Origin of the sequence: Aquibaculum sediminis (assembly GCF_040712085.1) — a bacterium.
Taxonomy (GTDB): domain Bacteria; phylum Pseudomonadota; class Alphaproteobacteria; order Kiloniellales; family DSM-21159; genus Aquibaculum; species Aquibaculum sediminis.
Map to the genome: position 1 here is coordinate 29,108 of NZ_JBFCVK010000010.1, position 22,080 is coordinate 51,187.

Here is a 22,080-nt window from a genome sequence, read left to right on the forward strand (position 1 = left end):
CGCCATTGTGGCCACAACCGGGCAGGGCATTGCCACGAAAGCAGAAAGTCTGCCGCGACTGCTCACTGGCGGTTCTTGCGGCGTGGGCCGCTCGCTTCCTTGCGCCGGTGTTTCGTCGGCAGGCTGCGCGGCGTTTCTTCCTCCTTGCTTTCCACCAGGCTCAGGATCAGGCCGCCGGTCAAGGGCTCGGCCTCCACCAGGGCCGCGGTCACGCTCTGGCCCAGATGGTAGACCCGGCCCCAGCGCCGGCCGATCAGGCTGTGCTGGGTCTCGTCGTGGACGTAGTAGTCGTCGGGCAGGGAGGAGATGGGCACGAGCCCGTCTGCACCGCTCTGCTCCAGCGTGACGAAGAGGCCGAAGCGGGTGACGCCGCCGATGCGTCCGGCAAAGACTTCGCCGATGCGGTTCTGCAGGAAGGCGGCGGTCATGCGGTCGATGGCGTCGCGCTCGGCGGCGGCGGCCCGACGCTCGGTCATGGAGATGGCCTCGCCCAGCTCCGGGAACGCGCTTGCAGCCTGGGCCGGCAGCCCGTCGTCGCCGAGCTTGAGGCCGGAGATCAGGCCGCGGTGCACCAGCAGGTCGGAATAGCGGCGGATCGGGGAGGTGAAGTGGGCATACTTCGCCAGGGCGAGGCCGAAGTGGCCGATGTTCTCCGGGCTGTAGACCGCCTGCGCCTGGGCGCGCAGGATCAGTTCGCTCACCATGGTGGCGGCTTCGGTGCCCTTCACCTGCTCCAGGATGCGCGTGAAGGTCTTGGGTTGCGGCACCTGCCCCTTGGCCAGGCGCAGTCCCAGGCCGTCGAGCACCTCGCGCAGGGCATCGACCCGGGCCTTGTCCGGCTGATCGTGCACCCGGTACATGCAGGGCTGGCGGCGCTTTTCCAGTTCCTGCGCCGCGGCCACGTTCGCGGTGATCATGAATTCCTCGATCAGCCGGTGGCTGTCCAGCCGGCGCCGGGGCTCAATGGCGACCACCTGCCCGGCTTCGTCGAGCACGGGCCGGCGTTCGGGGATGTCCAGATCGAGGGTGCCGCGCTTCTCCCGGGCCTTGCAGAGCGCGCGGAATGCGCCGTAGAGCGGGGTGATCACCGGCTCGCGCAAGGGGCCGGTGGCCTCGTCGGGATGGCCGTCGTGCGCCAGCTGCACCTGCTCGTAGGTCAGCCGCGCTGCCGAGCGCATGACGCCGCGGGTGAACTTCTGCCGCTTGAGCTGGCCTTCGGCATCGATCCAGAGGTGGGCGGCCAGGCAGCCGCGCTCCTCGTTCGGGCGCAGGGAACACCAGCCGTTGGACAGGGCCTCGGGCAGCATCGGCACAACCCGGTCGGGGAAGTAGACCGAGTTGCCGCGTTCGCGCGCCGATTGATCGAGGGCGCTGTCGGGCCGGACGTAGTGGGCCACGTCGGCGATGGCCACGACGAGGCGCCAGCCGCCGGGGTTCCCGGGGTCGTCGTCGGCTTCGGCGAAGACGGCGTCGTCGAAATCCCGGGCATCGGCGCCGTCAATGGTGACCAGCGGCAGGTCGCGCAGGTCGGTGCGCTTCGCTTCGGGCACCGGGCCGGCGGCCTCGGCCTCCGCTATGGCGCGCTCGGGAAAGCGGGTCGGGATGCCGTGCTCGTGCACGGCGATCAGGCTGAGCGCCCGATGGTTGTCGACGCCGCCCAGGCGTTCGATGACCACGGCCTCGCGCTCGCCGGCGCGGCGGTGGTGCGGTTTGGTTTCGGCCAGCACCAGCTCACCGGCCTCCGCCCCCTTGGAGTCGGCCTGGCTGATCCGATAGTCGTACTTTGCCTTGCGGTCCGTGGGCTTCAGGCGCCCGCCCTTGGGACCGATCTCGTAAATGCCGAGCACCTCGCGCTCGAGAGCCCGACCCAGGCGTCGGATGACCCGGGCGGCGTAGCTGCCATCCTCCTGGCGCTCGAGCTTGGCAAGCACCCGCTCGCCCACCGCCAGGGCGGCGCGGCTGCGCTTTTCCGGGACCATGTAGATGGTCGGCGGCGGTGCCTCGTCCTCGCGGCGACGCGCGGGCTTGGCCAGCAACTCGCCGTCCTCGTCCAGACCGCTGATCTCCAGCACGGTCACGGCGGGCAGGGCGCCCTTCGGGGCCAGCTTGCGCCGTTCCGGCTTGTCAATCTGGCCCTCTTCCTCCAGTTCGGTCACCAACTTGCGCAGCAGACGCCGGTCGGCGCCCTTGACGGCGAAGTGGCGCGCGAGATCCTTCAGGCCGACCGGTGCCCCGGCGTTCTGGAGGAACTCGAGGATCGCCTGTTTGTCCGGGAAGGGGGGTGGGGCGGATTTCGGCACAAGGCTGTCCTGTTCAAACGGTGTGGGGGCGGTAATCCTGGGCCAGCATGCAGCGCGCCGACCTTCCGGTCGAGGGCTTGTATACGCATCCTCTGGGACGGGTGCACGGGGGCCGCGGGTTCCGAAGGCTGTGAGGCATTTTTTGGTGGGGCGCTGCACTGCGCCCGCAAACACGGGAGCGGAGAACGCGTGGCCTGGATCATTCTGTTCATTGCCGGTTTGCTCGAAGTGGGCTGGGCTGTCGGGCTCAAGTACACCCAGGGCTTCACCCGCCTGGGGCCCAGCGTCGTGACGGTCTTCCTGATGGGGCTGAGTTTCCTGCTGCTGAGCTGGGCGATGCGCAGCCTGCCCCTGGGCACCGCCTATGCCGTCTGGACCGGGATCGGCACGCTTGGCACCGTGGTGGTGGGCATCGTCATTTTCGGGGAACCGGCAACCCTCTGGCGGCTCGGCTGTATCGCGCTTATTCTCACAGGCATACTCGGGCTGAAGGCGGCCTGATCGCGCTCCGGCGGCACTGGGGTAATGGACCGGTCCGTCACCGGCGGTCACGTGGGCAGCGCCGGCTTTCATCCGGGAGTCTCAAATTCGGGGGGCCAACCTTCGCGCCAGGGAGAATCACGGACATGAGCCTTGCTTTCGACCTTTCCGGCTGTCTGAGCGCGCGCCTGGGCCAGGGCGCCCTGGAGGAGTCCCAGGTGCTTGAAAAGGCGCAGAGCCTGCGCCCGGCGCTCGATCGCCTCGCGGCCCAGCGCTCGGCCGGCGAGGGGGATCCCGAGTTCCTGCTGCTGCCGGACCGGCGCGCCGACCTGGAGCCGGCACGCGATCTGGCCTTCGCCTTGAGCGAAACCTGCGACGACGTGCTGATCCTTGGCACCGGCGGCTCCTCCCTGGGGGGGCAGACGCTCTACGCCCTGGCCGATGCGCCGCTGGGCCCGGCGCACCCACGGCTGCACTTCCTGGACAATGTGGACCCCTTCGGCTTCGAGCGGCTGCTGGATCGGCTCGATCTGGAGCGCACCGGCGTCGTGGCGGTCTCCAAGTCCGGCGGCACGGCGGAAACCCTGTGCCAGTTCGCCGTGATCGTCGAGGCGATGATCGAGGCACTGGACGAGAGCCGGCTCGCCAGCCGCGTGGCGGTGATCACCGAGCCCAAGGACAGCCCCTTGGCCGCCCTGGCGGAGCGCTGGCGCCTGCCGCGCCTGGACCATGACCTGGGCGTGGGCGGGCGCTTTTCCGTCCTTTCGGTGGTGGGGCTTTTGCCGGCACTGCTGGCGGGCCTTGATGCCGCCGCGTTCCGGGAGGGGGCGGCGGCGGTGCTCGACCGGGCACTGGGGTCGGAAGGCTGCGATCTCGCCTCGCCGGCCGCGGGCGCGGCGCTGGCGGTGCTGGCGGCGGAGCGCGGCTACAGCCAATCGGTGCTGATGCCCTATGTTGACCGCCTCGCCGACTTCGGGCTCTGGTATCGCCAGCTCTGGGCCGAAAGCCTGGGCAAGCACGGCAAGGGCACCACGCCGATCCGCGCGCTGGGCCCGGTGGACCAGCACAGCCAACTGCAGCTCTATCTTCAGGGGCCGGCGGACAAGCTCTTCACGCTGATTCGGCTTGAAACGGAGGGCGAGGGCCCCCGGGTGGCGCCGCAGGTTGTCGACGATCCTCGGCTGGAGTATCTGGCGGGGCGGCGCATGGGCGACCTGCTGGATGCCATGGCCCGGGCGACGGCCGAGACCCTGATCCGCAACGGCAAGCCGACCCGCACCCTGGTGCTGGAGCGCCTGGACGAGGAGGTGCTGGGCGGGCTGTTCATGCACTTCATGCTGGAGACGATCCTGGCGGCGGAGCTGCTGGGCGTCGATGCCTACGACCAGCCGGCGGTGGAGGAGGGCAAGGTCCTCGCCCGCGATTATCTCGCAGTGATGCAGCGGGACTGAGACCCCGCTGCCTCATCTCAATCGCTTCTGACGGAGTCCCAAGCCCGTATGCCCCTGCGCCGCCTGCCCGAGACCCTGGTGAACCGCATCGCCGCCGGCGAGGTGATCGAGCGACCGGCGGCGGCGGTGAAGGAACTGGTGGAGAATGCGCTGGATGCCGGGGCGCGGCGCATCGAGGTGCAGCTGCGCGACGGCGGGCGCGCCTATCTCAGTGTCACCGACGACGGCCAGGGCATGGGCCCGGCGGAGATCGATCTGGCGCTGGAGCGCCACGCCACCTCCAAGCTGCCGGACAACGACCTGGTGCACATCCGCAGCCTCGGCTTCCGCGGCGAGGCGCTGCCGTCGATCGGCGCCGTGGCCCGCCTGACCCTCAGCAGCCGTGCCCGGGGCAGCGATGAGGCCTGGCAACTCACTGTCGAGGGCGGGCGAAAGGGCCAGCTCAAGCCCGCCGCCCTGGCGGAGGGCACCCGGGTGGAGGTGCGCGACCTCTTCTTCGCGACCCCGGCACGGCTCAAGTTCCTCAAGCAGGCCCGCACGGAGCAGGGCTACGTCCGCGACGCCATCGCGCGCCTCGCCATGGCCCATCCCCAGGTGGCCTTCCTGCTGTCCGACGAGAAGCGCCGACTGTTGCAGCTGGAGCCGGGCGGCGGCGCGCTGTTCGACGCCCGGGCCCAGCGTTTGGGGCAGCTCCTGGGGCGGGACTTCCAGGAGAACTGCCTGCCGCTGGACGCCGAGCGCGAGGACCTGCGGCTCAGTGGCCTGATCGGCCTGCCCACCCTCAACCGTGGCACCGCGCAGCATCAGTATCTCTTCGTCAACGGCCGGCCGGTGAAGGACCGGCTGCTGCTGGGGGCGATTCGCGGCGCCTATCAGGATTTCCTCGCCCGCGACCGCCATCCGCTGGTGGCGCTCTTTCTCGAGTGCCCTGCCGAGGTGGTGGACGTGAACGTGCATCCGGCCAAGGCCGAGGTACGCTTTCGCGATGCCGGGCTGGTGCGCGGCCTGATCGTCTCGGCCTGTCGCCATGCCCTGGCCCAGGCCGGTCACCGCGCCTCCACCACCGTGGCCGGCCAGGCACTGGGTGCCTTTCGTCCGGGACAGGCTCCGCCGCCGGCCGGGACGCGGGGCGGGGCGCCGGGCGGTGGCACTAGGTACCCGAGAAGCGAAGGGAGTCCGGCCGGCTTGGCCCAGGCGGCGGCCGCCTACGCGCCGCTGCCGGGACTGGACGATCGCCCGGCCGCGCGCAGCGAGCCCTGGCCCGATGCGGCAGTGCCCGACCGGGCAGACGACGAGGCGGATGGTGGCGGGTCAGCCCCGAGCGAGGCCCATCCCCTGGGGGCGGCGCGCGCGCAGCTGCACGGCACCTACATCGTGGCACAGACCGCCGAGGGTATCGTCATCGTCGATCAGCACGCCGCCCACGAGCGCCTGGTCTATGAGCGCATGAAGCAGCAGATGGGCCGTGACGGTGTGGCCCGGCAGCTCCTGTTGATCCCCGAGGTGGTGGAGCTGGAGGAGCCGGCGGCCCAGCGCCTGCTGGCGCGTGCTGGCGAGCTGGAGGAACTGGGCCTGGTGATCGAAGGCTTCGGGGCCGATGCGGTGCTGGTGCGCGAGATCCCCGCCCTGCTGGGCAAGACCGACGTGGCGGCGCTGGTGCGTGACCTGGCCGACGAGCTGCTGGAGATGGACCAGACCCTGGCCTTGAAAGAGCGCCTGGAGGAGGTCTGCAGCACCCTGGCCTGTCACGGCTCGGTGCGCGCCGGGCGCAGGCTCGCCGGCGAGGAGATGAACGCGCTGCTGCGCCAGATGGAGGTCACACCCCACAGCGGCCAGTGCAACCACGGCCGGCCGACCTATGTGGAACTGAAACTGGCGGACATCGAGCGGCTGTTCGGCCGCCGTTGACCGGTGGGCCGTTGAAAGGTGGTTACTGGGCGCCTTCGAGTCGCTTGTGACTCAAGGCGAAGAGGGCCACGGCCGCGGCGTTGGAGACGTTGAGGTCCCGGAAGCTGCCCTCCGCCGGCAGGGACAGCAGCAGATCGCAGCGTTCGCGGGTGAGGCGGCGCAGGCCCGCGCCCTCGGCGCCGAGGCAGAGCGCAATGCGCTCCGGCGGGTCGTAGCTGCCAAGTGATTGCGGCGCCTCGCCGGCGAAGCCCAGCACCCAGAAGCCGGCTGCTTTCAGTTGGTCGAGGCTGCGGGCCAGATTCACTTCGCGCAGGTAGGGCACCTCCTCCAGCGCCCCGCTGGCTGCCTTGGCCAGGGTGCCGCTTTCCGTTGCGGCGTGGCGTTCCGGGGCCACCACCGCGGCGGCGCCGAAGACCGCGGCCGAGCGGAGGATGGCGCCGACGTTGTGCGGGTCGGTGACCTGGTCCAGCAGCAGCAGCAGCGCCGGCCCCGGCGGCAGCTCCGCCAGGAAGTCCTGCAGCAGCGGCGGGTCGAGGGGCGCTGCGTCCAGTGCCATGCCCTGATGCACCGCGCCGGGCAGGAGGTCTTCAAGCGCCTCGCGCGTCATTCTCTCCACTGGCACACCGCCGGGGTGTGCGCGCAGCAGGGGCTCGAGGCTGCGGCCCTCGCGCCGCTCGGCCTCCTCGGTCAGCAGCAGGCGGTGGCAGCGCCGCTGGGGATTGCCCAGCGCAGCACGCACCGCATGGGCGCCGTAGAGCAGCAGGCCGCGCGCGCCGGCGGGCGAGGGCCGGCTGGGCCGGTTGCGGCGCGGCGGCGCGCCGGTGGCTTGCGGCTGGGCGTCGCGCTGAGCCCCTCTCTCCTCGCGGGGTGAAGGCGACTCGCGGCGGGTCGATCCGCGCTGCACGGCATCTGTTCGGCTGGGCTTGCGTCTGGGCATGCGGCCGCCTACACTCTTCCTGTGAATAAGTCCAGAGGTGTCCACGTTCGCTGCGTCAGCCCGACGCTAAGAGCGATGGCGATTTTTGTGACGTTTGCGGTTGACAGGTTGGGGTAAATACCCCTAGATCGCCCACCTGTCGCGCGGGCAGCGGACCAGGAGGAGGGGTGCCCGAGTGGTTAAAGGGGACGGACTGTAAATCCGTTGGCTATGCCTACGTTGGTTCAAATCCAACCCCCTCCACCACTGCCTGCTGGCGACGGACGAGCATGAGGTTCCAGGTTTAGATTAGGGTCTGCGTGCGGGTGTAGCTCAATGGTAGAGCCCCAGCCTTCCAAGCTGGTTGTGCGGGTTCGATTCCCGTCACCCGCTCCAGCAGACAAAGGCAGAACGGGCCGCATCGGAGAAATGGCCGCAGGCGGCGCCCCAGAAAGACGAGAGTCGTAAGGAAGGTCGGACACCATGGCGAAGGCGAAGTTCGAGCGGACGAAGCCGCACTGCAACATTGGGACGATTGGTCACGTTGACCATGGTAAGACGTCGCTGACGGCGGCGATTACGAAGGTTCTTGCAGAGACGGGTGGTGCGACCTTTACGGCGTACGACGCGATCGACAAGGCGCCTGAAGAGAAGGCGCGCGGTATCACGATTTCGACGGCGCACGTCGAGTACGAGACGGAGAACCGTCACTACGCCCACGTGGACTGCCCGGGTCACGCGGACTACGTGAAGAACATGATCACGGGTGCGGCGCAGATGGACGGCGCGATCCTGGTGGTGTCGGCTGCCGACGGCCCGATGCCGCAGACGCGCGAGCACATTCTGCTGGCGCGCCAGGTCGGCGTTCCGGCGCTGGTGGTGTTCCTCAACAAGTGCGACATGGTCGACGACGAGGAGCTGCTGGAGCTGGTGGAGCTCGAGGTTCGCGAGCTGCTGTCGTCCTACGACTTCCCGGGCGACGACATTCCGATCGTGAAGGGCTCGGCGCTGGCGGCGCTGGAGGACAGCGACAAGAAGCTGGGCCAGGAAGCCATTCTCGAGCTGATGCGCCATGTGGATGCCTACATCCCGACGCCGGAGCGTCCGAAGGACCGTCCCTTCCTGATGCCGATCGAGGACGTCTTCTCGATCTCGGGCCGCGGCACGGTGGTCACGGGTCGCGTCGAGCGCGGTGTGGTCAAGGTGGGCGAGGAAATCGAGATCGTCGGCCTGCACGACACGAAGAAGTCGACGGTGACCGGTGTCGAGATGTTCCGCAAGCTGCTGGACCAGGGTGAGGCGGGCGACAACATCGGCGCGCTGCTGCGTGGTGTCGGCCGCGATGACGTGGAGCGCGGTCAGGTTCTGGCGAAGCCGGGCTCGATCACGCCGCACACGAAGTTCAAGGCTGAAGCCTACATCCTGACCAAGGACGAGGGCGGTCGCCACACGCCGTTTTTCACGAACTACCGTCCGCAGTTCTACTTCCGGACGACGGACGTGACGGGCGTGATCAGTCTGCCGGAAGGCACTGAGATGGTGATGCCCGGCGATAACGTGACGATGGACGTGGAGCTGATCGCGCCGATCGCCATGGACGAGGGGCTGCGCTTCGCCATCCGCGAAGGTGGCCGCACCGTCGGTGCCGGCGTCGTCGCCTCCATAACCGAGTAAGAGGTTCCCGGAAGCCAGTGCATCGCGTCGAGGCCGATCTAGGAGTGTAGCTCAACTGGTAGAGCACCGGTCTCCAAAACCGGGGGCTGGGGGTTCGAGTCCCTCCACTCCTGCCAGACGGCCATCGCCGGCAACGTCCGGCGAACACGCAAAAGAAGGGGCGCGGCAGGCCGCGTCGAGATGAAGTTCAACATGGCGAAGAGCAACCCGGGACAGTATATCCGCGAGGTACGCCAGGAGGTCTCCAAGGTCACCTGGCCGACGCGTAAGGAAACCACGGTGACCACCATCATGGTGTTCATCATGGTGTTCCTTGCTGCGATCTTCTTTTTCTTCGTGGACCAGATCCTGTCTTGGGTGGTGCGCCTGATCATCGGGCTCGGGGGCTGAAGGCCATGGCGCAACGCTGGTACGTTCTGCACGTCTATTCCGGTTTTGAGCGCAAGGTGGCCGAGTCCATCCGCGAGCAGGCCGAGGCCCAGGGCATGGCCGACCTCATCCCCGAGGTGCTGGTGCCGACCGAGGAAGTGGTTGAGGTGCGCCGGGGCCAGAAGGTTTCGAGCGAGCGCAAGTTCTTCCCGGGCTATGTCCTGGTGAAGATGGACTTGACCGACGAGAGCTGGCACCTGGTCAAGAACACGCCAAAGGTGACCGGCTTCCTCGGCGGCCGCGGGAAGCCGGTGCCCATCTCCGAGCGCGAAGCGCAGAACCTGCTGCGCCAGGTGCAGGAAGGGGTGGAGCGGCCCAAGCCCTCGATCACCTTCGAGATCGGTGAGCAGGTGCGCGTGGCAGACGGCCCCTTCATGTCGTTCAACGGCGTGGTCGAGGATGTGGACGAGGAGCGCGCCCGCCTCAAGGTGGCGGTGTCGATCTTCGGGCGCTCGACGCCGGTTGAACTGGAGTACACCCAGGTCGAGAAGCTCTGAGGCCACTCGGGTCCAGGCTTTTGGCCGGGTTGATCGCGCGGGAGGCTCGCCAAGGCCGCAACCGCGCCCCTTTCATCTGAGGGAATTGGAATGGCAAAGAAAATTGTCGGTTACATCAAGCTGGAGATCCCAGCGGGCAAGGCGAACCCCTCGCCGCCCGTCGGTCCGGCGCTGGGCCAGCGTGGCCTGAACATCATGGAGTTCTGCAAGGCCTTCAATGCCGCCACGCAGAACATGGAGCCGGGCATGCCGGTGCCGGTGGTCATCACGGCCTATGGCGACCGCTCCTTCAGCTTCGTCACCAAGACGCCGCCGGCGGCCTACTACCTGAAGAAGGCCGCGCAGGTGAGCAAGGGTTCCGCGACCCCGTCCAAGGGCACCGTGGGCAAGGTGACCATGGCGCAGATCCGCGAGATTGCGGAAGGGAAGATGGAAGACCTCAACGCGAACGACATCGAAGCCGCGAGCAAGATCATCGCCGGCTCCGCGCGTTCCATGGGTCTCGAGGTTGTGGAGTAGAGCCATGGCAAAGAACACAAAGCGCCTGCGCAGCAATCTCGAAGGCATCAACCGCAACAAGGCCTACGATCTGGACGAAGCGCTGGGCCTGCTGAAGCAGCGTGCCACTGCCAAGTTCGACGAGACCATCGAGGTCTCCATGAACCTGGGCATCGACCCGCGCCACGCCGACCAGGTGGTGCGCGGCGCCGTCAACCTGCCGCACGGCACGGGCAAGTCGCTGCGCGTGGCGGTTTTCGCCCGCGGCGCCAAGGCTGAGGAGGCCCAGGCGGCCGGTGCCGACGTGGTCGGTGCCGAGGACCTGGCCGAGCAGATCACCGGCGGTCAGATCGACTTCGACCGCTGCATCGCCACCCCGGACATGATGCCGATCGTGGGCAAGCTGGGCCGTGTGCTCGGCCCGCGCGGCCTGATGCCGAACCCCAAGCTGGGCACCGTCACCAACGACGTTGCTTCGGCCGTGGGCGAAGCCAAGGCCGGTCAGGTGCAGTTCCGCGCCGAGCGCGCCGGCATCGTGCATGCCGGCATCGGCAAGGCCAGCTTCGAGGCCGACAAGCTGGCAGAGAATGTGCGCGCTTTCGTGGATGCCATCGCCAAGGCCAAGCCGGCCGGCGCCAAGGGCACCTACATCAAGCGCGTGTCCCTGTCCTCGACCATGGGACCGGGTGTGAAGATCGAGGTGGGCAGCCTTTCGGCGTCCGCTGCGTAAGAGCGTTCCCGGCGGGCGGCTTCGGCCGGCCGGCGGGGCAAGCGGGAAGGCGGCTTGCCGTCTTCCCACCTGTCCGAGACTGCAGGTGAGCGGCAACCGCCGTTCCTAAGCCCGCCACTTAAGTCAAAGGGGGGCCTGCATAGACAGGAAGCAGAGAGTTTTTGTCTTCCCGCCGATGTCGCGCTTGCGGCCGCGGCGGGGACGAGGCTTGAGCTTCCGGGACAGGCGAACCGGGCGGATACCGGGGCGTCCCCGGATCCGTCCTCGTGCAACCGGATGCGGCCGCCCGCCCAGGGCGGACGGTCCGCCGGAAGGGAGCAAGGACGTGAATCGAGCGGAAAAACAAGAGCTGGTCGCTGCAATGCACGAACGGTTTGGTTCGGCGACGGCGCTGGTCGTCACCCGGCAGTCCGGGTTGACGGTGGCGGAGTCGATGGATCTGCGCCGGAAAGTGCGGGCGGCGGGTGCCAGTTACCGCGTTACCAAAAACCGCCTCGTGAAGCTTGCTCTCGAGGGCACGCCGTTTGAGGCGCTGTCGCCGTTGTTCACCGGTCCCACCGCGATTGCGGTGTCGGACGACCCGGTGGCAGCGGCAAAGGTCTGCGTCGAGTTCGCCAAGAAGAACGAGAAGCTGACCATCGTCGGCGGAGCGCTGGCGGGCCAGGTCCTGGACACCGATGGTGTCAAGGCGCTGGCATCGCTGCCGTCCCTCGACGAGCTGCGCGGCAAGCTTATCGGGCTGGTCAATGCCCCTGCCACCAAGGTGGCGGGCGTGGTCCAGGCCCCGGCCGGGCAACTTGCCCGGGTGTTTGCCGCATACGGCGCCAAGGACGAGGCCGCTTGAGACGGCTGGCGACACGAGTGATTTCGGAAGTTCGAGCCAAAAAGGAAGTAGATCATGGCTGATTTGGATAAGTTGGTCGAAGAGCTCTCGCAGCTCACAGTTCTGGAAGCGGCGGAACTCGCCACGAAGCTTGAGGAGACCTGGGGCGTGTCCGCAGCGGCTCCGGTCGCCATGGCAGCGATGCCGGGCGCAGGCGGCGGCGAGGCCGAGGCGGCCGAAGAGCAGACGGAGTTCGATGTCATCCTGGCTGCTGCCGGTGACAAGAAGATCAACGTCATCAAGGAAGTCCGCGCCATCACTGGCCTGGGCCTGAAGGAAGCCAAGGACCTGGTCGAGGGTGCGCCCAAGCCGGTCAAGGAAGGCGTGTCCAAGGACGACGCCGACAAGTTGAAGAAGCAGCTCGAGGAGGCCGGTGCGACTGTCGAGGTCAAGTGACGACCCAACAGCTGCTGTTTCGGACGTAAGGTCCGGCCGGCGCGCGGGGCAAGCCCCCGCGCGCCGTGCCGGCTTTTCGCGTCCGCACCCCTTTTGCCCGCGTGAGCGGGCCCGCCCGAACAAGAGGACCGGGGCGGTAAATCCACAGGTCCCTCGGCGCCGCCGATCCGGCGCCGCTCTCCCCAAATGTCGGCCGTGCGGCGGCGGTCGGCAGCGAGATCGGAACGAGGGTCTGCAATGACGATGTCGTTCACCGGACGTAAGCGTGTCCGCAAGAGCTTCGGGCGTATTCCCGAGGTGAGCCGGATGCCGAACCTGATCGAGGTCCAGAAGGCCTCCTACGACCAGTTTCTCCAGGTCGGCGTACCGCCGGCCGAGCGCACGGACACCGGGCTGCAGGAGGTGCTGAAGTCGGTTTTTCCGATCAGGGACTTTTCCGGCCGCGCGGACCTCGAGTTCGTTCGCTATGAGCTGGAAGAGCCGAAATACGATGTCGAGGAATGCCAGCAGCGCGGCATGACCTATGCGGCACCCTTGAAGGTGACGCTGCGTCTGGTGGTCTGGGACCTGGACGAGGACACGGGCGCGCGCTCCATCCGCGACATCAAGGAGCAGGACGTCTACATGGGCGACATGCCGCTCATGACGCCCAACGGCACCTTCATCGTCAACGGCACCGAGCGGGTCATCGTCTCTCAGATGCACCGCAGCCCGGGCGTCTTCTTTGACCATGACCGCGGCAAGACCCACTCCTCGGGCAAGTATCTCTTTGCCGCGCGGGTGATCCCCTATCGCGGCTCCTGGCTCGACTTCGAATTCGACGCCAAGGACCTGATCCAGGTGCGCATCGATCGGCGCCGCAAGCTGCCGGCCACGACGCTGCTGTTGGCGCTGGAAGGTGTTGAGGTCGCCGAGGCACGGGCCAAGGCCGAGGCTGCGGGCGAAACCCTGCCGCCGGAAGCCGTGACCGGCATGTCGGCCGAAGAGGTGCTGTCCACCTTCTACGACCACACGGTCTATCACCGCTCGCCCCAGGGCTGGCGCACCCCCTTCGATGCCGAAAAGCTTAAGGGCACCAAGCTGGAAGCCGACCTGGTCGACGCCGACAGCGGCGAGACTGTGGCCGAGGCCGGGCAGAAGATGACACCGCGCCTGGCACGCAAGCTGACCGAAGGCGGCCTGAAGGACGTGCTGGTGCCGCGTGAGGCCCTGATCGGCCGCTACGCCGCGCTCGATTCCATCGACGAGGAAAACGGCCTCGTGTTGGTGGAGGCCGGCGACGAGCTGACCGAGGAGCTGCTCGACAAGCTCGATGCTGTGGGCATCGATGAGATCGCCACCCTGGCGATCGACCATGTCAATACCGGCGCCTACATGCGCAACACCCTCGCCGGCGACCGCAATCGCTCGCGTGAGGACGCGCTGATCGACATCTATCGCGTCATGCGTCCGGGTGAGCCACCGACCCTCGAGCAGGCGGAGAACATGTTCAAAAGCCTGTTCTTCGACTCCGAGCGCTACGACCTCTCGCCCGTGGGCCGCGTGAAGATGAACGCGCGCCTGGGCTTCCAGACCGACGACCAGCTCCGTGTCCTGCGCAAGGAGGACATCCTTGCCATCCTGAAGGTCCTGCACGGCCTGAAGGACGGCCGTGGCGAGATCGACGACATCGACCACCTGGGCAATCGCCGGGTGCGCTCGGTGGGCGAGTTGCTGGAGAACCAGTACCGTGTCGGTCTGCTGCGCATGGAGCGCGCGATCAAGGAGCGCATGAGCTCGGTCGAGATCGACAGCGTCATGCCGCACGACCTGATCAACGCCAAGCCGGCGGCAGCGGCGGTGCGCGAGTTCTTCGGCTCTTCGCAGCTCTCGCAGTTCATGGACCAGACCAACCCGCTCTCCGAGGTGACGCATAAGCGGCGCCTTTCGGCTCTGGGCCCGGGCGGTCTGACCCGCGAGCGTGCCGGCTTCGAGGTGCGCGACGTGCACCCGACGCACTATGGTCGCATCTGTCCGATTGAGACGCCGGAAGGCCCGAACATCGGCCTGATCAATTCGCTGGCCACCTATGCCCGCATCAACCAGTACGGCTTCATCGAAAGCCCGTACCGCAAGGTGGTCGACGCCCAGGTGACCGACGAGGTGGTCTACCTCTCGGCCATGGACGAGGTGCGCTTCACCGTGGCGCAGGCCAACTCCGTGCTGGATGACGAAAACCGCTTTGCCGAGGACCTGGTCTCCGTGCGTCGCGGTGCCGACTACCTCATGGCCCGCCCGGAGGAGATCGACTACATCGACGTCTCGCCGAAGCAGCTGGTCTCGGTGGCGGCGGCGCTGATTCCCTTCCTGGAGAACGACGACGCCAACCGTGCGCTCATGGGCTCGAACATGCAGCGTCAGGCGGTGCCGTTGATTCAGTCCGAGGCCCCCCTGGTGGGCACCGGCATGGAAGCGACGGTGGCGAGCGACTCGGGCGTGGCCATCGGTGCGCGCCGTGGCGGCGTGGTCGACCAGGTCGACTCCACCCGCGTGGTGATCCGGGTCAGCGACGAAGCTGCCCACGGTGAATCGACCGTGGACATCTACAACCTGCTGAAGTTCCAGCGGTCGAACCAGAACACCTGCATCACCCAGAAGCCGCTGGTGAAGGTCGGTGACGTGGTGGCCAAGGGCGACATCATCGCCGACGGCCCCTCCACCAACCTTGGCGAGCTGGCCCTGGGCCGCAACGTGCTCTGCGCCTTCATGCCCTGGAACGGCTATAACTTCGAAGACTCCATCCTGATCAGCGAGCGCATCGTGCGCGATGACGTCTTCACCTCGATCCACATCGAGGAGTTCGAGGTCATGGGTCGCGATACCAAGCTGGGCCAGGAGGAGATCACCCGCGACATTCCCAACGTCGGCGAGGATGCACTGCGCAACCTCGACGAGGCGGGCATCACCTACATCGGTGCGGAGGTGAATGCCGGCGACATTCTCGTGGGCAAGGTCACGCCCAAGGGCGAGTCGCCCATGACGCCGGAAGAAAAGCTGCTGCGGGCGATCTTCGGCGAGAAGGCCTCCGACGTCCGTGACACCTCGCTCCGGGTGCCGCCCGGCGTGACGGGCACGGTGGTCGAAGTCCGCGTCTTTTCCCGCCGGGGCGTCGACAAGGACGAGCGTGCGCTGGCGATCGAGAAGGCCGAGATCGAGCGGCTGGCCAAGGACCGCGACGACGAGAAGGCGATCCTGGAGCGCAGTTTCTTCGGCCGCCTCAAGGAGCTGCTGGTGGGCCAGGTGGCCCAGTCCGGGCCCAAGGGCGTGCGTTCCGGCACCGAGATCACCGAAACCCTGCTCTCCGACTACACCCCAGGTCAGTGGCGTGCCTTCGCCGTCAAGGAGGATGAACGCCAGTCCGACATCGAGGCCGTGGTCAAGCAGTTCGACGACTCGGTGAAGGAGTTGGAGAAGCGCTTCGACAACAAGGTCGAGAAGCTCCAGCGCGGCGACGAACTGCCCCCGGGCGTGATGAAGATGGTCAAGGTCTTCATCGCCGTGAAGCGCAAACTGCAGCCCGGCGACAAGATGGCCGGCCGTCACGGCAACAAGGGTGTGATCTCCAAGATCGTGCCCATGGAGGACATGCCGCACCTGGAAGACGGCACCCCCGTCGACATCGTGCTCAATCCTCTTGGTGTGCCGAGCCGCATGAACGTGGGTCAGATTCTCGAGACCCACCTGGGCTGGGCCTGTGCCGGCCTGGGGCGGCAGATCTCCCAGGTGCTCGACGAGATCCGCTATGCCGGCGCGGAGCTGCCGGCCTTGCGCGAGAGCTTGAAGGAGGCCTACGGTGCCGAGGAGTATGACAAGACCGTTGCCTCCCTGGATGACGAGGCGGTGCTCGAACTGGCGCACAACCTGCGCGGCGGCGTTCCCATCGCCACGCCGGTGTTCGACGGGGCGCGCGAGCCGGACATCGTCGAGATGCTGAAGAGGGCCGGACTCGGCGAGTCGGGCCAGGCGCAGCTGGTCGACGGGCGCACCGGCGAAGCCTTCGAGCGACCGGTGACCGTGGGCTACATCTACATGCTGAAGCTGCACCATCTGGTCGACGACAAGATCCACGCCCGTTCCATCGGCCCCTACAGCCTGGTCACCCAGCAGCCGCTGGGCGGCAAGGCGCAGTTCGGCGGCCAGCGCTTCGGCGAGATGGAGGTCTGGGCTCTGGAGGCCTACGGTGCGGCCTACACCCTGCAGGAGATGCTGACGGTCAAGTCCGATGACGTGGCCGGCCGGACCAAGGTCTATGAAGCCATCGTCAAGGGTGAGGACAACTTCGAGGCCGGGGTGCCGGAATCCTTCAATGTGCTCGTGAAGGAACTGAAGTCCCTTGGGCTCAACGTCGAGCTGAAGCAGAGCGACTACTGAGGTGGCGGCCCTTCGGGGCCGTCCCTTTCGCCCCGCTTCGCCTCGACCACGCTAGCTGGAGACAGCCATGAATGAGTTGACGAACCTCTTTGGGCAGCCCACGGGCCCCCAGAGTTTCGACCAGATCCAGATCGATATCGCCAGCCCGGAGCAGATGCGCTCCTGGTCGTTCGGTGAGATCAAGAAGCCCGAGACCATCAACTACCGCACCTTCAAGCCGGAGCGCGACGGCCTGTTCTGCGCGCGGATCTTCGGCCCGATCAAGGACTACGAGTGCTTGTGCGGCAAGTACAAGCGCATGAAGTACAAGGGCATCATCTGCGAGAAGTGCGGCGTCGAGGTGACCCTGTCCAAGGTCCGGCGTGAGCGCATGGGCCACATCGAGCTGGCGAGCCCGGTCGCGCACATCTGGTTCCTGAAGTCGCTGCCGAGCCGCATCGGCCTGCTGGTCGACATGACCCTGAAGGACCTTGAGCGGGTTCTCTACTTCGAGAACTACGTCGTGGTCGAGCCGGGCCTGACCGACCTTAAGCAGCGTCAGCTGCTGAGCGAGGAGGAATTCCTCGACAAGCAGGACGAGTATGGCGACGACGCCTTCACCGCCAAGATCGGCGCCGAGGCCCTCAAGGACATGCTCACCGCGCTCGACCTGCAGGAAGAGCGTCGGATCATGCGCGAGGAATTGCGCGAGACCAACTCCGAGGCCAAGCGCAAGAAGCTGGTCAAGCGCCTGAAGCTGGTCGAGGCCTTCATCGAATCGGGCTCGCGCCCGGAGTGGATGATTCTCGAGGTGGTGCCGGTGATCCCGCCGGAGCTGCGCCCGCTCGTGCCGCTCGATGGCGGCCGCTTCGCCACCAGTGACCTGAACGACCTCTATCGCCGGGTCATCAACCGGAACAACCGCCTGAAGCGCCTGATCGAGCTGCGTGCGCCGGACATCATCGTGCGCAACGAAAAGCGCATGCTGCAGGAGTCGGTGGACGCGCTCTTCGACAATGGACGGCGCGGCCGGGTCATCACCGGCGCCAACAAGCGTCCGCTGAAGTCGCTTTCCGACATGCTGAAGGGCAAACAGGGCCGTTTCCGGCAGAACCTGCTCGGCAAGCGCGTCGACTACTCCGGTCGCTCGGTGATCGTGGTGGGGCCGGAGCTCAAGCTGCACCAGTGCGGCCTGCCCAAGAAGATGGCGCTCGAGCTCTTCAAGCCCTTCATCTATTCCAAGCTCGAACTCTACGGCATGGCCTCGACGATCAAGGCGGCCAAGCGCATGGTCGAGAAGGAGCGTCCCGAGGTCTGGGACATCCTGGAAGAGGTGATCCGCGAGCATCCGGTGCTGCTGAACCGCGCGCCGACGCTGCACCGCCTGGGCATCCAGGCCTTCGAGCCGGTGCTGATCGAGGGCAAGGCGATCCAGCTGCACCCGCTGGTCTGCACCGCCTTCAACGCCGACTTCGACGGCGACCAGATGGCGGTGCACGTGCCGCTGTCCCTGGAAGCGCAGCTCGAAGCCCGCGTGCTGATGATGTCCACCAACAACATCCTCAGCCCGGCGAACGGCAAGCCGATCATCGTGCCCAGCCAGGACATCGTGCTCGGCATCTACTACCTCTCCATGGAAGGTGAGGGCGACCCTGGTGAGGGCATGGCCTTCGCCAACATGGGCGAGATCGAGCATGCCCTGGCCGGAGGCCAGATCACGCTGCACAGCAAGATTCACGCGCGCCTCGAGGTCTCTGATCCGGACGGCAACACCGTCATCCAGCGGGTCGAGACCACGGCCGGCCGCATGATGCTGCTGCAGGTCCTGCCGAAGCACCCCAATCTCTCCTTCAAGCTGCTCAACCGCCTGCTGACCAAGAAGGACGTCTCCGAGGTCATCGACGTGGTCTATCGCCACTGCGGTCAGAAGGAGACGGTGATCTTCTGCGACCGGATCATGACCCTGGGCTTCGCCTACTCCTGCAAGGCCGGTATCTCCTTCGGCAAGGATGACATGATCATCCCTGACGCGAAGACCGCTCTGGTGGAAGAGGCGCAGGAGCAGGTCAAGGAGTTCGAATCGCAGTATCAGGAAGGCCTGATCACCCGCGGCGAGAAGTACAACAAGGTCGTGGACGTCTGGTCCCAGTGCACCGACCGCGTGGCCGACGAGATGATGAAGGTCATGCAGGTGGCCAAGGGCCGGGACATCAACTCGGTCTACATGATGGCCCACTCCGGTGCCCGTGGCTCGGCAGCGCAGATCAAGCAGCTGGCCGGCATGCGCGGCCTGATGGCCAAGCCCTCGGGTGAGATCATCGAGACGCCGATCATCTCCAACTTCAAGGAAGGCCTGACCGTGCTGGAGTACTTCAACTCCACCCATGGTGCCCGTAAGGGTCTGGCCGACACTGCCTTGAAGACGGCGAACTCCGGCTACCTCACCCGTCGTCTCGTCGACGTGGCGCAGGACGCCATCATCGTCGAGGAAGACTGCGGCACCGAGCGTGGCCTGACCATGCGGGCCGTTGTCGACGGCGGCGAGATCGTCGCGGCGCTGGGTGAGCGCGTGCTGGGCCGTGTGGCCGCCGACGAGGTGGTCGACCCGCTCACCGGCGAGGTGCTCGCTCCGCGCAACGAGATCCTGGAAGAGGACGCGGTCGAACGGATCGACCGGGCCGGCATCGACGTGGTGCGCATTCGTTCGACCCTGACCTGCGAGTCGCGCGGCGGCGTCTGTGGCAAGTGCTACGGCCGCGACCTGGCACGCGGTACGCCGGTAAACATGGGTGAGGCCGTGGGCGTCATCGCGGCGCAGTCGATCGGCGAGCCGGGCACCCAGCTCACCATGCGTACCTTCCACATCGGTGGTGCCGCCCAGCGCGGTGCCGAGCAGTCGAGCGTGGAGGCGGCACAGGAAGCAGTCGTCAGCGTCAAGAACAAGAACGTCGTCAACGACTCCGAGGGCGTTCCGGTGGTGATGGGCCGCAACCTGGAGATCGTTCTGCAGGATGAGCAGGGCCGGGAACGTGCACGACATCGGGTGCCCTATGGTGCGCGCTTGCTCGTGGACGAGGGCGGCAAGGTGACCCGGGGCCAGAAGCTGGCCGAGTGGGACCCCTACACCATCCCGATCCTGACCGAGAAGGAGGGTGTCGCCCACTACGTCGACCTGGTGGACGGTCTGTCCATGCGCGAGGTGCTGGACGAAACCACGGGCATTTCCAACCGGGTGGTGGTGGACTGGAAGCAGCAGCCCCGCGGCAGCGACCTGCGGCCGCGCATCACCTTGCGGGACGAGGACGGCGAGGTGGTCACCTTGGCCAACGGACTCGAGGCCCGCTACTACATGTCCGTGGATGCCATCCTTTCGGTGGAGAACGGGGCGAAGGTCCGCGCCGGCGACGTGCTGGCCCGTATCCCGCGTGAGTCCACCAAGACCCGCGACATCACCGGCGGTCTGCCGCGGGTGGCGGAGCTCTTCGAGGCGCGCAAGCCCAAGGATTTCGCTGTGATCAGCGACACCGAGGGCCGGGTCGAATTCGGCAAGGACTACAAGACCAAGCGCCGCATCGTCGTTCGCCCGGACGAGGGCGACCCGGTCGAGTACATGATCCCCAAGGGCAAGCACATCTCGGTGCACGAGGGGGATTATGTCCGACGCGGCGACCTGCTGATGGACGGCAATCCGGTGCCGCATGACATCCTGGACGTTCTGGGTGTCGAGGCTCTGGCCGAGTATCTCGTCACCGAGGTGCAGAACGTCTATCGACTGCAGGGCGTCGGCATCAACGACAAGCACATCGAGGTGATCGTTCGCCAGATGTTGCAGAAGGTCGAGATCACCGAGCCGGGCGACAGCACCTTTCTGATCGGCGAGCAGGCCGACCGGGAGGAGTTCGAGGAGATCAATGCCAAGGTGATGGCCGAGAACGGCCGGCCGGCTCAGGCCAAGCCGGTGCTGCAGGGCATCACCAAGGCGAGCCTGCACACCCGCTCCTTCATCTCTGCGGCCTCCTTCCAGGAGACCACACGGGTGCTGACCGACGCTGCCGTGAACGGCAAGGCAGACAACCTGATCGGGCTGAAGGAAAACGTGATCGTCGGGCGTCTGATCCCGGCGGGCACGGGGTCCGTGATGAACCGCGTGAAGAAACTTGCGGCCGAGCGCGACCGGGTGATCCTGGCGCAGCGCGAGGACCAGGCACGCCTGGCACAGGCAGCAGAAGATGCGGCTGCCCGGAACGAAGGCGGCGACGGGAACGCGACTCCCTCGGTCGCCTGAGGCGAGGTTCGATCTTCCTTGCGGGCGGCCGCCGTCGGGTGGCCGCCCGTGGTTTTTGCAACTGCGAAAGAATCCTGCGGTCCTGGGGACAGGAACGACATGGAGAAGCAGCGATAAGCCCCGAAAATCGCAGGCAAAGGCTTTGTTCGGAGAATCTTGTGATCGGGGTTGACGGCCAGGGGGCGCGCTCATACTATGCGCCCGTTCCACAAGGTGGGGTTGGTGGTAGGCCCTCAAGGCGGCCTAGACGCATCCCTGGAGGATACACGACACGACATTCGGGCCATGGCCCGACCACCAAACGCCAGCGGGAGCCGTAGGAAAAACTGCTCCTTAAGCTGGCGTTTGTTTCGCAGACATTTGGGCACACGGGAAAGCGATCGCATGCCGACGGTCAATCAGCTTATTCGCAAGCCGCGCCAGCCCCAGCGGGCGCGCAACAAGGTGCCGGCTATGGAAGCCAACCCGCAGAAGCGGGGCGTGTGCACACGCGTGTATACGACGACTCCAAAGAAGCCGAACTCCGCCTTGCGCAAGGTCGCTAAGGTGCGGCTGACCAACGGCTTTGAAGTCGTGACCTACATCCCCGGCGAGGGACATAACCTCCAAGAGCACTCCGTGGTTCTGATCCGCGGCGGTCGCGTCAAGGATCTGCCGGGCGTGCGTTACCACATCATTCGCGGCACGCTTGATACCCAGGGTATCGCCGCCCGCCGTCAGCGCCGTTCGAAGTACGGCGCCAAGCGGCCGAAGTGAGGAGCTAGACCGAGATGTCTCGCCGTCATAGCGCTGAAAAGCGAGAGATCCTGCCGGACCCGAAGTTCGGCGACGTGATCGTCAGCAAGTTCATGAACAACCTGATGCTGGATGGGAAGAAGTCTGTCGCCGAGCATATCGTCTACGGCGCATTCGACCTCCTGGTATCGCGGGGTGGCAACGATCCGGTGCGCATGTTCCATGACGCCCTGGGTAACATCCGCCCGGAAGTCGAGGTGCGCTCCCGTCGTGTCGGCGGTGCCACCTATCAGGTCCCGGTGGAGGTGCGCACCGAACGTGCCCAGGCGCTGTCCATGCGCTGGCTGATCAACGCCGCCCGGGCCCGTTCCGAAATGACCATGACGGCCCGCTTGGCCGGCGAGCTGATGGACGCGGCGAACAATCGCGGCGCGGCCGTCAAGAAGCGCGAAGACACGCACCGGATGGCGGAAGCCAACCGCGCGTTCTCGCACTATCGCTGGTAAGGC

The 22,080-nt window shown here is 66.7% G+C and carries 16 protein-coding genes and 3 tRNA genes; 17 read left to right on the forward strand and 2 right to left on the reverse strand.

Annotated elements, in window-relative coordinates; genetic code table 11:
* Positions 1-62 precede the first annotated feature (62 nt).
* Positions 63-2,300: a ribonuclease R gene (gene rnr, locus ABZ720_RS15065; RefSeq protein ID WP_366556355.1), complete on the reverse strand. Its 2,238-nt coding sequence runs from the start codon at positions 2,298-2,300 to the stop codon at positions 63-65.
* A gap of 189 nt (positions 2,301-2,489) precedes the next feature.
* On the opposite strand from rnr, the gene sugE reads away from it, so the two are divergent.
* The 3 genes from sugE to mutL all read left to right on the forward strand — a co-directional run bounded on the left by sugE (position 2,490) and on the right by mutL (position 6,139).
* A complete protein-coding gene (gene sugE / locus ABZ720_RS15070) occupies positions 2,490-2,801 on the forward strand; it encodes a quaternary ammonium compound efflux SMR transporter SugE (protein ID WP_366556356.1) in 312 nt (103 codons plus the stop codon).
* Between the two features lie 125 nt (positions 2,802-2,926).
* Positions 2,927-4,231 carry a phosphoglucose isomerase-related protein gene (locus tag ABZ720_RS15075; protein WP_366556357.1) on the forward strand — a complete coding sequence of 435 codons (1,305 nt, stop codon included), beginning with the start codon at positions 2,927-2,929 and terminating at the stop codon, positions 4,229-4,231.
* 48 nt (positions 4,232-4,279) lie between these two features.
* Positions 4,280-6,139, forward strand: coding sequence for a DNA mismatch repair endonuclease MutL (mutL, locus tag ABZ720_RS15080; RefSeq protein ID WP_366556358.1), 1,860 nt, complete (start codon positions 4,280-4,282; stop codon positions 6,137-6,139).
* A 22-nt stretch (positions 6,140-6,161) separates the two neighbouring features.
* Here the strand turns inward: mutL and rlmB are convergent, their stop codons facing one another.
* The gene (gene rlmB / locus ABZ720_RS15085) at positions 6,162-7,076 is read right to left on the reverse strand and encodes a 23S rRNA (guanosine(2251)-2'-O)-methyltransferase RlmB (RefSeq protein ID WP_366556359.1); all 915 of its coding nucleotides are present in this window, start codon (positions 7,074-7,076) and stop codon (positions 6,162-6,164) included.
* Between the two features lie 161 nt (positions 7,077-7,237).
* Here rlmB and ABZ720_RS15090 point away from each other — a divergent pair.
* From ABZ720_RS15090 to rpsG, 14 genes are all read left to right on the forward strand, one after another.
* A tRNA-Tyr gene (locus ABZ720_RS15090) sits at positions 7,238-7,322 on the forward strand.
* 55 nt (positions 7,323-7,377) lie between these two features.
* Positions 7,378-7,451, forward strand: a tRNA-Gly gene (locus ABZ720_RS15095).
* An 87-nt stretch (positions 7,452-7,538) separates the two neighbouring features.
* Complete coding sequence (gene tuf / locus ABZ720_RS15100) at positions 7,539-8,729, forward strand: elongation factor Tu (protein ID WP_366556360.1); 1,191 nt, start codon at positions 7,539-7,541, stop codon at positions 8,727-8,729.
* Between the two features lie 40 nt (positions 8,730-8,769).
* Positions 8,770-8,845, forward strand: a tRNA-Trp gene (locus tag ABZ720_RS15105).
* A gap of 76 nt (positions 8,846-8,921) precedes the next feature.
* Positions 8,922-9,119, forward strand: coding sequence for a preprotein translocase subunit SecE (gene secE / locus ABZ720_RS15110; protein WP_366556361.1), 198 nt, complete (start codon positions 8,922-8,924; stop codon positions 9,117-9,119).
* Positions 9,120-9,124: 5 nt separating this feature from the next.
* Positions 9,125-9,655 (forward strand): transcription termination/antitermination protein NusG, encoded by a 531-nt coding sequence (gene nusG, locus ABZ720_RS15115; protein WP_366556362.1) that lies wholly within the window; start codon positions 9,125-9,127, stop codon positions 9,653-9,655.
* Between the two features lie 90 nt (positions 9,656-9,745).
* Entirely contained in the window at positions 9,746-10,174 is a 429-nt protein-coding gene (rplK, locus tag ABZ720_RS15120) for a 50S ribosomal protein L11 (protein WP_366556363.1), read from the forward strand.
* A 4-nt stretch (positions 10,175-10,178) separates the two neighbouring features.
* Entirely contained in the window at positions 10,179-10,883 is a 705-nt protein-coding gene (rplA, locus tag ABZ720_RS15125; RefSeq protein ID WP_366556364.1) for a 50S ribosomal protein L1, read from the forward strand.
* 325 nt (positions 10,884-11,208) lie between these two features.
* Positions 11,209-11,727, forward strand: a complete 519-nt coding sequence (gene rplJ / locus ABZ720_RS15130) for a 50S ribosomal protein L10 (RefSeq protein ID WP_275824304.1) — start codon at positions 11,209-11,211, stop codon at positions 11,725-11,727.
* Between the two features lie 54 nt (positions 11,728-11,781).
* A complete protein-coding gene (gene rplL / locus ABZ720_RS15135; protein ID WP_366556365.1) occupies positions 11,782-12,162 on the forward strand; it encodes a 50S ribosomal protein L7/L12 in 381 nt (126 codons plus the stop codon).
* A 237-nt stretch (positions 12,163-12,399) separates the two neighbouring features.
* Complete coding sequence (gene rpoB, locus ABZ720_RS15140; RefSeq protein ID WP_366556366.1) at positions 12,400-16,572, forward strand: DNA-directed RNA polymerase subunit beta; 4,173 nt, start codon at positions 12,400-12,402, stop codon at positions 16,570-16,572.
* 67 nt (positions 16,573-16,639) lie between these two features.
* On the forward strand, positions 16,640-20,836 hold the full coding sequence (rpoC, locus tag ABZ720_RS15145; protein WP_366556367.1) for a DNA-directed RNA polymerase subunit beta': 4,197 nt from the start codon (positions 16,640-16,642) through the stop codon (positions 20,834-20,836).
* Positions 20,837-21,220: 384 nt separating this feature from the next.
* Positions 21,221-21,592 carry a 30S ribosomal protein S12 gene (gene rpsL / locus ABZ720_RS15150; protein WP_366556368.1) on the forward strand — a complete coding sequence of 124 codons (372 nt, stop codon included), beginning with the start codon at positions 21,221-21,223 and terminating at the stop codon, positions 21,590-21,592.
* A 14-nt stretch (positions 21,593-21,606) separates the two neighbouring features.
* The gene (gene rpsG, locus ABZ720_RS15155; protein ID WP_366556369.1) at positions 21,607-22,077 is read left to right on the forward strand and encodes a 30S ribosomal protein S7; all 471 of its coding nucleotides are present in this window, start codon (positions 21,607-21,609) and stop codon (positions 22,075-22,077) included.
* Positions 22,078-22,080 lie beyond the last annotated feature (3 nt).

What these genes read in the sequence shown, in the direction of transcription:
- ABZ720_RS15075 (WP_366556357.1), top strand. Translation starts at nt 2,927, where the DNA reads ATGAGCCTTGCTTTCGACCTTTCCGGCTGTCTGAGCGCGCGCCTGGGC.
- mutL (WP_366556358.1), top strand. Translation starts at nt 4,280, where the DNA reads ATGCCCCTGCGCCGCCTGCCCGAGACCCTGGTGAACCGCATCGCCGCC.
- rlmB (WP_366556359.1), bottom strand. Translation starts at nt 7,076, where the DNA reads ATGCCCAGACGCAAGCCCAGCCGAACAGATGCCGTGCAGCGCGGATCG.
- tuf (WP_366556360.1), top strand. Translation starts at nt 7,539, where the DNA reads ATGGCGAAGGCGAAGTTCGAGCGGACGAAGCCGCACTGCAACATTGGG.
- secE (WP_366556361.1), top strand. Translation starts at nt 8,922, where the DNA reads ATGGCGAAGAGCAACCCGGGACAGTATATCCGCGAGGTACGCCAGGAG.
- nusG (WP_366556362.1), top strand. Translation starts at nt 9,125, where the DNA reads ATGGCGCAACGCTGGTACGTTCTGCACGTCTATTCCGGTTTTGAGCGC.
- rplK (WP_366556363.1), top strand. Translation starts at nt 9,746, where the DNA reads ATGGCAAAGAAAATTGTCGGTTACATCAAGCTGGAGATCCCAGCGGGC.
- rplA (WP_366556364.1), top strand. Translation starts at nt 10,179, where the DNA reads ATGGCAAAGAACACAAAGCGCCTGCGCAGCAATCTCGAAGGCATCAAC.
- rplL (WP_366556365.1), top strand. Translation starts at nt 11,782, where the DNA reads ATGGCTGATTTGGATAAGTTGGTCGAAGAGCTCTCGCAGCTCACAGTT.
- rpoB (WP_366556366.1), top strand. Translation starts at nt 12,400, where the DNA reads ATGACGATGTCGTTCACCGGACGTAAGCGTGTCCGCAAGAGCTTCGGG.
- rpoC (WP_366556367.1), top strand. Translation starts at nt 16,640, where the DNA reads ATGAATGAGTTGACGAACCTCTTTGGGCAGCCCACGGGCCCCCAGAGT.
- rpsL (WP_366556368.1), top strand. Translation starts at nt 21,221, where the DNA reads ATGCCGACGGTCAATCAGCTTATTCGCAAGCCGCGCCAGCCCCAGCGG.
- rpsG (WP_366556369.1), top strand. Translation starts at nt 21,607, where the DNA reads ATGTCTCGCCGTCATAGCGCTGAAAAGCGAGAGATCCTGCCGGACCCG.